Below are 12618 nucleotides of genomic sequence, written 5' to 3' on the forward strand. Positions count from 1 at the left end.
TAAAATGATGAAATTTAAGATTTTACATCCAGATCTTCAAAAATTGAGTTTTTGCTCTTATACTCTTTAACCAGCTCTTTCATCAATGTAACAACCTGAAGATCATCACATCTTTTAGCATGTTCTATCAAAGCATAAATCTGAAGCTGAATTTCATCAAATGCATATTCTCTTACTTTGCCAATCATGATCTTTTCATGGTGCGTAGGCATTGTATTCTCATTATCATTCAATAACTCTTCAAATAGTTTTTCTCCTGGTCTTAATCCTGAGTACTCAATCTGAATATCCTGATTGGGCACAAGCCCTGCTAATTGAATCATTTTTTTAGCCAGATCAACAATCTTTACAGATTTCCCCATGTCAAAGATGAAAATTTCCCCACCATCTCCCATACAACCAGCTTCAAGTACCAGGCGGCACGCTTCAGGAATAGTCATAAAGTAACGGGTAATTTCCGGATGGGTAACTGTAACAGGTCCTCCTTTTTCAATTTGCTGTTTAAATCTTGGAATTACAGATCCGTTCGAGCCTAAAACATTTCCAAAACGGGTAGTAATAAATTTAGTAATCGGCTTGATATCCAATTCATTGATATAACTTAATCCGTTACTAAAAATATGATCTTTATGATGCAGAGAATTGTTTAATGACTGCACATAAATTTCAGCGATCCTTTTGGAAGCCCCCATCACATTCGTTGGATTCACTGCTTTATCTGTAGAAATCATAACGAACTTCTGAACACCATACTTCACTGCCTTATCGGCAATCGTTTTTGTGCCCAGTACATTGGTTTTAATGGCCTCACAAGGGTTATCTTCCATCAAAGGCACATGTTTATACGCACCGGCATGATAGACGTAGTGAGGCTTAAAAGTGCTAAATAAATGTTCCATACGTTTTTCATCACGTACATCACCGATAAATGCATGGAAATTCTGATTTTTTGCTGTTTCAGTTAATTCCAGGTAGAGTTCATGAAGTGCCGTTTCAGACTGATCACATAAAATAATCAACCCCACTTCAAATTTCGTCAGCTGACGAACAATTTCACTTCCGATTGAGCCGGCAGCACCGGTAATCAATATCCTTTTATTTTTAAGCTGATGGCCGATTCCTTCAATATCGATATGAATAGATTTGCGATCCAACAGATCTTCAATATTAAGTTTTTTGATTTGAGTTGGCTGTAACTTCCCGTCAGTCCATACGTTAGGAGGCGGAATGTTCAATACTTTGATTCCATTTTCCAGACAAACGTCTACGATTTGATTTTTCCGTTCTTTAGGAATTGTATAAGATGCAAAGATAATTTCATCAAGCTGATGTTCAACAATCAAGTTAACCAGATCCTTAGCATCAAGAATTTTGATCCCGTCAATCGTTTTACCCATTTTCCGTTGATCATCGTCTACAAAAGCAATAATATTTTTATTCACATGAGGATCATGATCAAATGTTCTTTTAGTAGCAACACCAGCTTCACCAGCCCCATAGATCATCACCCTGATCTTATCAAGTTTTAGGTTTTTGATATAAATAAAGAAATATTTAATCAGAACACGGTAGGTGATTAACAGTAAAAAGCTTGATAACCCATTGATAATTAATATACTATTAGGAATTATAGCGTTGTTACCAGTAGCAACAAAAGCCATATTTACCAGAAAAAAGGTACTATTAATCACTATCACCGCGTATAAGATGCGGAAAGTATCCTGAGCACTCGTATACCTGATAATTCCTGAAAAGGTCTTGACCTTTAAAAAAACCAATGTGCTGATTACAGTGGTAACCAATACATTTCTGCTGAACTCCACGTAATCTAAAGTAGACAGATCAAAATTTCTTTTGATTAGGTACGCCAAAGTCAACGACACAAAGCATATCGTTAAATCAAGCGTAAATATTATCCATCTGGGTACTATGTTTATCTGACTGAACAAGATTTTATATTTTAATAATCCACGAATTTAATCAAAAAATCATACCAAGTTCAAATTACTCTTTTCATTTATTAAAATAACAGAATAGATTTATCACTATTACATCACTTAATAACAAAAGGAGTTAAAAATACAAATAAAAATAACTTAAAATTTTCCATTTTAATAAGAAAATATCAAAAATAGAACGTGAGATTTTATCACAGAATTATAGTTATGTATTCATATCTGACCTAAATAATGAACGTTCTGCCCAATTAGTGTATGAAAAACCTAAAAAGTTGAATTGCTCTTTATTGAACATTTAGCAGAAGATGCTAAATTCTGAATTAGTATCTTTTCTTATAATGATTAGTTTAATCTATCTTAAGGACACAGCCGCCCCATGAATAACCAACACCAAAACCAGCTAAAAGGATATTTCCATTTAGATCAGTATCTTTCACAGCTTCTTTCAACGCAATTGGTATTGTAGAAGATACGGTGTTGCCGCAATCTTTAAGAAAATAGAAAAACTTCTCTTCTTCTATATTTATCTTTTTCCTAAGGTGATTGAGCATATATTTATTCGCCTGGTGAAAGACATATAAATTAATATCCGATGCTTCTAACTTATTATTAGCTAATACATTCTGAATTAACTTTGGTACAGCACCAGAAGTAAATCCAAAGATTTCACCTCCATTCATATGCAACTTCCCTGGGTTGTTAACGTTACCAAATTCATCAGTTAAGTCTTCGCTCTCGTCACTTAATCCAGGAAATCTGACGCCACCTTTTTTAACAATCAAATTCTCAGCACCTTTACCATCAGTTCCAAAGTCAAATTCTCCTATCTCAGCGAATCCATCACCAGCAGTGATCAGGGTTGCTGATGCAGCATCACCAAATATAGTCAGGTTACTTTTATCTTTTGGATGAATGAATTTACTATAGGTTTCTGACGTCAATAATAAGATGTTTTTAGCTATTCCTGCAAACACCAATCCCTTTGCCAGTCCCAATCCATAAATATATCCTGAGCACCCAAGGTTAAAGTCAAGAGCTCCGGCAGAAGTTGGAATTCCTAATTTATCCTGAATGATACAGGCAGTAGTGGGCAAAATATAATCAGGACTTTGAGTACACAAAAGAATAAAATCGATATCCTTTCTATCTATATTATGTTCTGAGAATAGATTTTCAGCCGCTTTTATGGCCATGTCTGATGAGAATTCATCTGCTGCGGCAATATGACGATTATAAATCCCTGTCTTACTTGAAATCTTATCTACAGACCACTCAGGGAATAGTGTATTTATTTCTTCATTACCTAGTACTTTTTCAGGTAAGTAGTAGGTAATTGCTTTTATTTTTGCTTTCATAATTACTATTTCAGCGTTAAACCACCATCTAAAATTAAATCAGAACCAGTCATCCATCGGCTTGCGTCACTCAAAAGATAAATAGCCAGGCCCGCAACATCCAATGGTGTACCATATCCAAGCGGATAATCCTTTTCGGCATCTTTAACCGATGAATCCGTAACAACCTCAGCCGCCTTTTCAGTCATTGGGGTTACAATTATTCCAGGAGAAATACTATTAGCTCTAATTTTTTGATTAGCCAATTCTGAGGCAACTACTTTAGCATATGCCGTCAGCGCCGCTTTTGAAGAGGCGTATAAGGCTGTACCCGGTACGCCAAGTTTTGATGAAATTGAAGAAATAAACACCAGTGATCCCATTTTATTAATCAGCTTATTTTTGATAAGCTGCTGACTCAGGAACACTGAACCTTTAAAATTGACATCAAAGACTTTGAACATTTTCTCTTCATTAATGAACTTTACTGGTGTATAATCTATCACACCAGCATTGAAAACTACGCCATCTAATTTTTCAGACTTACTGACAAATTCAGCGATCTCTTTATAATCGGACAGATCAAATAAATGATAAGAATGTCCTTCCCCCTCCAGCAGAGTTAAAGTCTGCTGAATACGATTCATATCCCGGCCGGCAGCGATTACCCTGCCACCATGATTGGAAATAGAAATTGCGATTTGCTGACCGATTCCTGAAGAAGCACCAGTAACGAGAAAAGTTTTACCACTTAGTGAGAACATAATTTAGGCTTTCGAACTGATTATGTTGAAGATATCGCCTAATGTGTTTGAATTTTTCAGGTCTTCAGCAGTTAGATTAACTCCGTATTCCTCATCTACCATTGCCATGATTGACAATGCAGTTAAAGAGCTCCACTCTTCAAGATCCTTAAAATTAGTATCAATTTTGATCGACTGAGGATCTGTTTCATCAAATTGTAGTGCAAAGCTATTAACAAACTTTATTTCTTCCATATAATTTTAGTGACTTTAAAAAATTCTATTTTAGGCAATATGCCTCTAATCGTGAAATTTAACTGCCTTAGCAGGAATACCTACTGCAGTACAATTTGCCGGCAAAGATTTATGCACAACAGATCCAGCTCCGATTATTGTATTTTGTCCTATTTCCAGTTTATTAATGATTTTGGCACCGGTTCCAACATATACACATGTTCCAATATTAACATCTCCGGAAACATTGACAGATGGCATAAATGAGCAATAATCTTCAATCACAGTATCATGACCAACTGTACATCCTAAGTTGAATATTACATGTTCGCCAATTTTGATATTTACAGTGATAATACATCCTGCACAGATAATAGAACCCTGACCAATTGTAACGTCATCATTACCGATTATAACGTTAGGATGGATAAGTGTAGCATAAGAAATCAAAGAATTATCAATAACACTTAATAATTCCTTTTTTAAGGATGGTAATCCGATAGCAGCGACTACAGAAAGTTCTGTTGTTACCTTGTTCAGGTCTTTGATCGGACCTAATATCGGGTATCCATTGATTAGTGTACCCGGCTCTACTCCATCAGCATAATAACCTAATAAATTATATTCTTTTGATTGTGCATTGATTTGGTCGATGAGCATTTTAACTTCCCGCCCAAAACCGCCAGCACCTATAATTGCAATATTTTTCATTTGTATTTCCTTAATAAAAAGTCTATAAATAAGTTGACCTTGTTTCATGCAAATCCGGATGGACTCCTAAGACTAATAATCTCCAAATCTAGCAAAAAACTAACGTTTTTAACGAATTAACTATTCAAATTAAGCTTTTCAGTCTCCATTAAGACGATTTAACTCAATTTAAGAATGTCTAAAAATCAGCATATAAATTTCTGAACGATGAACGTAATCCTATAGTGAAAAATCGTTGTTTATCATTAAATTCACTGTTACTTTCTTTTCTGTAAGTAGCACCAAATTCCAGTCGGAGATTATTTTTCGGATTTAGAAGGTAACCAATTTTCGCGTCAGCAATAAGCAGATTAGTTTTTAAGCCATGACCAATATTAACACCGTAATTATCTACACGGGTAGTATACGATTTATAGATGTCCTTTCCGTAATTAAGACCATTGATATCCAGACCGTAAGTTGCAGCATTCATTTGCAGTCTTAAATCAAATCTTTTATATCTATAATTAACAATACCTACGTACTCTGCAAAATTAGCGCCGTAAGGATGCGCAAGAGACTGGTTATAATGCCCATAGTTTTTATAATGATCAGTCGCAGAATAAGAATAAGGTCTTACTCTGTTCGTTTCAATCTGAACAAATAAGTTTTTCACCTTAAAAGCATCAAATCCCTTAATACCTAGCTGGCCACCTTGTTTATTTGCCCAATAACCATTATTTGCAAATACCTCTTTAAAAGTAAATTCATTGATCATCAATTGGCCGTAAGCAACGTAACGGTCAGCTATTTTATAACTCGCATTTAACCCTATCAATGCTTTGTCAGGTGATCCGTTTGCATATTCAGTAGGTCTCATGAACATCACTGGATTTACATAACTGAAATCGAATCCTCTCGGGCGCCACATTATATTTTCAAACAGTCCTAAGCTTAATCTTTTAGTTACATTCCAGCTTAGGTAGTGAAATAGACCATATTTTTTCGGGTAAGGTGTTTCGTCATCAAATGGGGTATCATACATATCTATAAATTGAGCCCACATCGCCATATAGCGTACATTTCCAAGCGTAGCAGTTACCTTAAAAAAAGGATAATTAAAAGAATTATCTGATAGTAATAAAGATCTGTAACCATCTCCGATAAAGTTTTTATCATAACCTAATTGAAAGTTCACATATTTTGAAGGCGTATACGATAAGGTCCCTCCGGAATAAGCATAGTCAAATCCACCAACACCATAAGTCTTGGCATGGCCCTGTCCGGGAACAACTTTATTTGTCCTGATATAATCGGTCATATACTGGGCAAATTTCCCCTGGTTTTCATAGAAATGACTGGTGAATGCAAACTTACTTCCTATTTTTCCACCCAATTCAATTCCTCTTGTATTTAACCAGATGGTATTACCAGCCTGTTTTCCAATCTGCATATCAGGGATAAAATCCAGATAAAAAGAATAATCTTTATCGTTAACCTCTACCAGGTGTTCCTGGAAGATTTTTCTGAAAAGCCAGTTTTTACGCTGCCAGTCTTTTTCTAAAGGCATCACGCTTTTCAACAAGCTATCTTTCCCTAAAGTATCAATATCACTTGCTATATAAGGAAGCAAAGCCGTATGGCTTCGTTTTGAGTTGTTAAAATAGATATCCTTTCCTAAATTATTATTAAGATCATGGCCCAGAGGCAATAGCTCAGATTGTGCATTTGCCTTACCAATAACTAGTGTAAAGAGAATACAAAAGACGAGCTTAAATTTCGTACAGTTCATGTAACAAAGATATATTATTCAACATAATTCTTGGTAAAATACAGATTAAAAGAACCTAATGTGCAGTTAATCTCTCTGACCCTTCCTGAACATATCTTAATATGACGAATATGACAGTACTAAATACTAAAGACAGACAAATTACAAATATGGTGTGTGGAACTAAAAACAAGATTAACGCATTAATCATCAACTGGACTATAGCATAGATTGCAGAAACAACCAAATGAGACATTTTTCTTTCATTTGCCCAATATTGATAAAAATGGCTTCGATGTGCATCAAAGATATTTTCTTTACGGATCAGCCTGAAAAATATAGTAGTCACAGTATCCAGTCCATAAAGAAGAAGGAATAGCAGATAACTAAAATCTTCCGTTTTGATAATCAGCTTAAGCAAGAAAAAAAGGATAATAAAGGCAATACTTACACTGCCTACATCACCAGCAAAGCATTTCGCTTTTTTTCTGAAATTAAAAAAATTAAATACAATAACCGAGATGATAGCTATAATCAAAAGGTCTGAAGCTACGAATGGTGCAACATAAATATTCACATAAAGTAAGGTACAGAGCGTGATTAATGCGTATGAACCAGTAATTCCATTAATACCATCCATAAAATTAATTGCATTAATACTTCCAATAACAAGAATTAATGCAAGGATGATCCAGTAAAAAGAAAGATTGAAAAGGCCTAATTGATAAAACATGAGCGCCACACCAATCAAGTGAAACAATATTCTTATTTTATTGCTCACAGGCTTTATATCATCCATAAAACTGATAAATGCGATCGCTAACAGGCCCAAAAGAAAATAGCTGTATTCAAAACCAAAATAAAGTGGATAAAACAACATTCCTATAGCAAAAATAATACCCCCACCTCTTAAGGTAATGCCCGTATGAGAGCTTCTGTGGTTAGGCTGATCAATGATATTAAATTTGTCAGCTATCCTGAAATAGATCAATTCTGTTATAAATAATAAAATGAAGATGACAAGAAGTAGGATTATATTCATAAATGGGAGTAACTAATATATTGCCGTTAATAATCAGCAGTTTTTTTAAAAGATTCGGTAAAACCTAACTGGATCTTGTGGTTAACAGGAAAGATCAGAGATAGATAATATGTACTATAAACATTTATTCCAGAAGGATTCCTCTGCATCTATAAATATATTGTAGAGCCACCCTTCCATAGAAAGTTTATCATAAACATTATTTTCTATATCCTGATAATCAGTCTTAAAGAATGCTTTGTCTAGTAGAACATTATCTCTTTCTATGATGTAAATATTAGTAGGATTATAAAACGGAAATTTCGCAATTTCTTTATTGGTCGTAATTAATTTTCGTCTGGCTCCAATTGCCTCAAAAGTACGCATTGTTAATCCCTTTTGATTAGGATGATTAATATCCAGGATCACTTTAGACTTTCGGTAAAGATTAACGATATCATCTAATTTCAGTGACTTAAAACTTAGCTTTCTATAATCAAACTGCTTAAATGTCTTATCAAAAATTCTTTTATACAGATAAACTAACCTTCCCTGCATATAATAATAACAGAAAATCTTTAAGTTATTTTTAGCACACCACTGACCAATCTCGGAACTTATTTTATAACGATCCGAATGAGCAGTACCTAAAAATAAAGTATCATACTCAAAAACTTCATTTTTGACATCTTTATAGGCGTCCAGATAAAATAATGGTCTGAAATTAATTTTATATTTTACCGCATCCTCAGGATCAAAAGTAAGCTTACGATTGAAATACTTTAAAATTGTTGTGGCATATTTATTATTATTAAAAGAGTCCCACGTATAAAGTATAAACTCACAGTCTGGCTGAAGTATTTTAAATTCTTCTAAAAAGAATGCAGGTACAACCTCTCCTTTGTTGACAAATAAAAAATCAAAGATTACTGTTTTTGAAATGCTATTTAATATATTTCTATAATATTTATCAATGATATTCTGATAAAAGCTTCTTTTAAGCCTGATTATTCCTTTCGTAAAATTATTATTAGCAGGTCTTTCATCATAATAATGAACATTCGCACCAAACTCTTCAAGTTTATTTACAATCTCTTTCTCCAGATCAAAAGTTTGAACAGAGAAAAATAAAATGTTCTTGTTCTTTAAGGCCTCTCCGATTATCATTTAAATAACCCCTTTACTTTCATTTCTTCAATGGATTTTGAATAATTATCCTCTTCAACATCCTGCTTGTTTACCCATGCAGTAAATTTTTGAATTCCCTCAGCAAACATCACTTTTGGCTGAAATCCCAATTTAGTCCCAATCTTATTTAAATCAGCAAAATTATGCCTGATATCACCAAGTCTGTAATTACCTGTAATATTAATTGGCACAGTTACTTTATAACAATCTACTAAGGAATTTGCCACTGTCATTACATCAGTTGCGACACCAGTTCCAACATTAAAAACTTCATTGTTAGCTTCATCCTTTTCCAGCCCCAAGATCGTAGCATCTACTACGTCATCAATAAATACAAAATCACGGCTTTCTTTACCATCCTCAAAGATGTTTATAGTATTGCCATTTTTGATTTGCGTGGAGAAAATTGATAGTATTCCAGTATAAGGATTTTTTAGTGACTGACCCGGACCATATACATTTTGATATCTGAAGGCAACTGCCGAGATACCGATGGTAGGGCAAACTGTCATCACCATCTGTTCCTGGTTTTGCTTTGTTATTCCATAAACTGAAGAGGGATGTATTTTAGACTCTTCATCCGTTGCTAACAGCGCCAAATCAGAACTATCTTTATATTTCACATCATAATCGCCCTTCGACATCAAGTCATCCTTCCGATGTATTGGATAGACAATTCCATACTCAGGACTCTCATATTTCCCTTCTCCATAAATTGATCTTGAAGAGGCAACTATAACTTTTTTTACATTGTGATTTTTACTATTTGCTAAAATATCCAGCATTAATGCAGTACCGTTAATATTAACATCTACATATTTATGTATTTCATACATAGACTGGCCTGTACCTGTTTCAGCAGCATAATGTATAACTGCATCCTGACCTTCCAATGCCTCTTCCCAATCTGACTTATTGGTTACTGAACCTTTAATAAACTTAACTTTTCCTTCTATACTTTTATATAATGGAGATGTTTCGTATGGATTCTCACCATGAATCTGAGGAGAAAGGTTATCTAATACTGTAAGAGTGTATCCCTTTTCTATAAGTTTTAGTGCCAGGTTTGAGCCTATAAAGCCTGCTCCACCAGTTATTAATATATTCTTCATATCGTATCTTCTTCTCTTTAATTGGTAATAAATGAACCGTCAGGGTTAGTCTTTTCCCATTTTTTAGTTTCAACATTAAATCTTTTTATTGGAATAGCCGGAGTACCTACAGCAATTACATAAGGCGGTAAGCTCTTAGTGACAACAGAGTTTGCTCCAACAATTGTACCTCTGCCAATCTTAACACCTGGCAAAACACTCACAAATTCTCCCAACCAGACATTATCTTCAATAATTACCGGTTTTGCTATTAATTTCCTCTCTGCAGGAGGAACATCCGGACTGCTATCATCTTCATTTCCAGCATAACTGCCATGTGAACAATCCGAAATATAAATTTTACTTGCTAAAAGAACATTATTACCAATCCGAACCTCTTCCATGGCGGTAATATGGACGTAGTCATTCATTTGGACGTCTTTACCAATGTGCAAAGTGATTTTCCCGTCTACAGGAGCAGCCTCCAATCTACATCCTACGCCTGTGGTTAACCTTTCACCAAGATCAATATATCTTTTATTTCTAATATCAAAAGGCAGTCTTATTATTCTTGATTTCGAGTGGAATAATTTGGTATAAATAAAAGAGATAAGTAAACTGATGGTACCTTTTACTCCATATCTTGATATCATATTTTTCTCATTTTAACGATCAGAATCCTTCTTAAGTATTTAAGCAAAGAGTAACTTTTAGCCATAAAATAAACAAGACCACTAATATAACCATTAGTATAAGCAAATCTTAAATTCAATAACTCCCCCTTTTCCATTTCAAGTAAATTTGCGCTTAAACCACTTTCTCCAAATCCACTTTTCCCATCTCCGTATACAATTAATTTTTCATACAAAAGAATACATTTGAATTGATTTGCAATGCGCATAAAGTAATTCCCCTCCTCAGCAAATCTTTGGGATTCATTAAATTTCCCTACAACTGTATAAACTTTCTTCTTCATAATAACAGTTGAAGGTTGAAAATAATTCTTATATATTAAATCCTTAAGGGCTATTTCTCTCAATTTCCCACTATGCTCTTCGGGAGCTTCAAATATTATACCAGCTAAAAAATCAATTGAACTATCTTTTTTCAGTATTTCCATCTGCCTCTGTAATTTAGAGGGTAACCATTCATCATCTGAATCTAAAAAAGCGATAAAATCTCCTGATGATACTTTCATACCTTCGTTTCTTGCACTGGAGACTCCACCATTTTCTTTGTTGATCAGCGTAATATTAATAGCTTCATTCTTAATTCTATAATCATCAATAATCGCCTTGCCATTGTCAGTACTTCCATCATTAACAATGATAATTTCTACATTTCCTTTGTAGGTTTGATTAACGACAGAGCTTATACATCTTTGAATAGAAGATTCAGCATTGTACATTGGAATAATTACAGATATATCCATTAATAACTCTCTTTACTCCAAACTACACGTTTGATATAATCAACATAACTTATTATTATTCTCACTACTTTATCAGACACGTTTGGCATAGAGTAATCTGCAACCTTTCTGAAATTCCGCTCTTCTCCCCGTTTCTGATATTTTAATTGAATTAAAGCTTGCATGATCCTTTCAGGATTCATACCTACCATCATCACTGATGCTTCTTCCATAGCTTCAGGTCTCTCGTGTGCTTCTCTTAAATTTAATGCAGGAAAGTTTAAAGTAGAAGACTCTTCAGAGATCGTACCACTATCAGATAATACGGCATAAGAGTTCATTTGTAATGCATTGTAATCATTGAAACCCATTGGTTTAAGAAATTGAATTTCAGGCCTCATCTCAATCTTTTTAGCATCAATCATATTTCTTGTACGTGGATGAGTACTAACTATAATTGGCAACTTGTAAGTTTCTGCAATCAGGTTCAGGCTCTTCATTAAATTAGTGAAATTGCTCTCATTGCTAATGTTCTCTTCCCTATGAGAAGAAATCACGAAATACTTATGCTTTTCTAAATTTAAACGGGTAAGGATATCAGAGTTTTCTATCTGAGGCAAATAATGCCCTAGCACTTCAAACATTGGAGATCCAGTTTTGATAATTCGGTCAGCAGACATCCCTTCACGTAAAAGATATTCACGTGCAATATCACTATAAGTTAAATTTATATCAGAAATATGATCTACAATTTTACGGTTTGTTTCTTCAGGAACACGCTGATCAAAACAACGGTTACCAGCTTCCATATGGAAAATAGGAATTTGACGTTTCTTTGCAGGAATAGCACATAAACAAGAATTAGTATCTCCGAGAACTAAAAACGCATCAGGCTTTTCTGACTCAAGCAAAGGATCTATTTTGATCAAAATTTGTCCTATCGTTTCTGTAGCAGTTGCACCTGCTGCATTTAAAAAGAAATCAGGCTTACGAATTGATAGATCATCAAAAAAGATTTGATTCAATTCATAATCATAATTCTGTCCCGTGTGCACAATGACATGGTCAATAGCTTCAGAAGAATCCAAGGCAGCCATTACTCTGGCTAACCTGATAATCTCAGGTCTTGTACCAACTACGGTCATTACTTTAAGTCTCGATTTCATATAGATTTTAC

12 protein-coding genes are annotated in these 12618 nt (G+C 34.2%); all 12 read right to left on the minus strand.

Features of this window, described 5'->3' with window-relative positions:
- Positions 1-14: 14 nt before the first annotated feature.
- On the minus strand, positions 15-1949 hold the full coding sequence (locus ABIB30_RS19605; protein WP_354304732.1) for a polysaccharide biosynthesis protein: 1935 nt from the start codon (positions 1947-1949) through the stop codon (positions 15-17).
- Positions 1950-2305: 356 nt separating this feature from the next.
- Positions 2306-3313, minus strand: coding sequence for a 3-oxoacyl-ACP synthase III family protein (locus ABIB30_RS19610; protein WP_354304733.1), 1008 nt, complete (start codon positions 3311-3313; stop codon positions 2306-2308).
- A 5-nt stretch (positions 3314-3318) separates the two neighbouring features.
- Positions 3319-4056 carry an SDR family NAD(P)-dependent oxidoreductase gene (locus ABIB30_RS19615; RefSeq protein ID WP_354304734.1) on the minus strand — a complete coding sequence of 246 codons (738 nt, stop codon included), beginning with the start codon at positions 4054-4056 and terminating at the stop codon, positions 3319-3321.
- A 3-nt stretch (positions 4057-4059) separates the two neighbouring features.
- Complete coding sequence (locus tag ABIB30_RS19620) at positions 4060-4290, minus strand: acyl carrier protein (RefSeq protein ID WP_068405461.1); 231 nt, start codon at positions 4288-4290, stop codon at positions 4060-4062.
- A 45-nt stretch (positions 4291-4335) separates the two neighbouring features.
- On the minus strand, positions 4336-5028 hold the full coding sequence (locus ABIB30_RS19625; protein ID WP_354304735.1) for an acetyltransferase: 693 nt from the start codon (positions 5026-5028) through the stop codon (positions 4336-4338).
- Positions 5029-5158: 130 nt separating this feature from the next.
- Positions 5159-6751 carry a hypothetical protein gene (locus tag ABIB30_RS19630; RefSeq protein WP_354304736.1) on the minus strand — a complete coding sequence of 531 codons (1593 nt, stop codon included), beginning with the start codon at positions 6749-6751 and terminating at the stop codon, positions 5159-5161.
- Positions 6752-6806: 55 nt separating this feature from the next.
- Complete coding sequence (locus ABIB30_RS19635; protein WP_354304737.1) at positions 6807-7772, minus strand: MraY family glycosyltransferase; 966 nt, start codon at positions 7770-7772, stop codon at positions 6807-6809.
- Positions 7773-7886: 114 nt separating this feature from the next.
- A complete protein-coding gene (locus tag ABIB30_RS19640; RefSeq protein ID WP_354304738.1) occupies positions 7887-8918 on the minus strand; it encodes a WaaS/CpsH family glycosyltransferase in 1032 nt (343 codons plus the stop codon).
- Complete coding sequence (locus ABIB30_RS19645) at positions 8915-10051, minus strand: NAD-dependent epimerase/dehydratase family protein (RefSeq protein WP_354304739.1); 1137 nt, start codon at positions 10049-10051, stop codon at positions 8915-8917. Before ABIB30_RS19645 ends, ABIB30_RS19640 begins: the two co-directional genes overlap by 4 nt.
- Before the next feature lie 17 nt (positions 10052-10068).
- Entirely contained in the window at positions 10069-10683 is a 615-nt protein-coding gene (locus ABIB30_RS19650; protein WP_354304740.1) for a DapH/DapD/GlmU-related protein, read from the minus strand.
- Complete coding sequence (locus ABIB30_RS19655; protein ID WP_354304741.1) at positions 10680-11462, minus strand: glycosyltransferase family 2 protein; 783 nt, start codon at positions 11460-11462, stop codon at positions 10680-10682. Before ABIB30_RS19655 ends, ABIB30_RS19650 begins: the two co-directional genes overlap by 4 nt.
- Positions 11462-12607, minus strand: coding sequence for a non-hydrolyzing UDP-N-acetylglucosamine 2-epimerase (wecB, locus tag ABIB30_RS19660; RefSeq protein ID WP_354304742.1), 1146 nt, complete (start codon positions 12605-12607; stop codon positions 11462-11464). Before wecB ends, ABIB30_RS19655 begins: the two co-directional genes overlap by 1 nt.
- Between the last annotated feature and the right edge of the window lie 11 nt (positions 12608-12618).

Source organism: Pedobacter sp. UYP1, from assembly GCF_040547305.1.
In the GTDB taxonomy this organism is placed as follows: Bacteria; Bacteroidota; Bacteroidia; order Sphingobacteriales; family Sphingobacteriaceae; genus Pedobacter.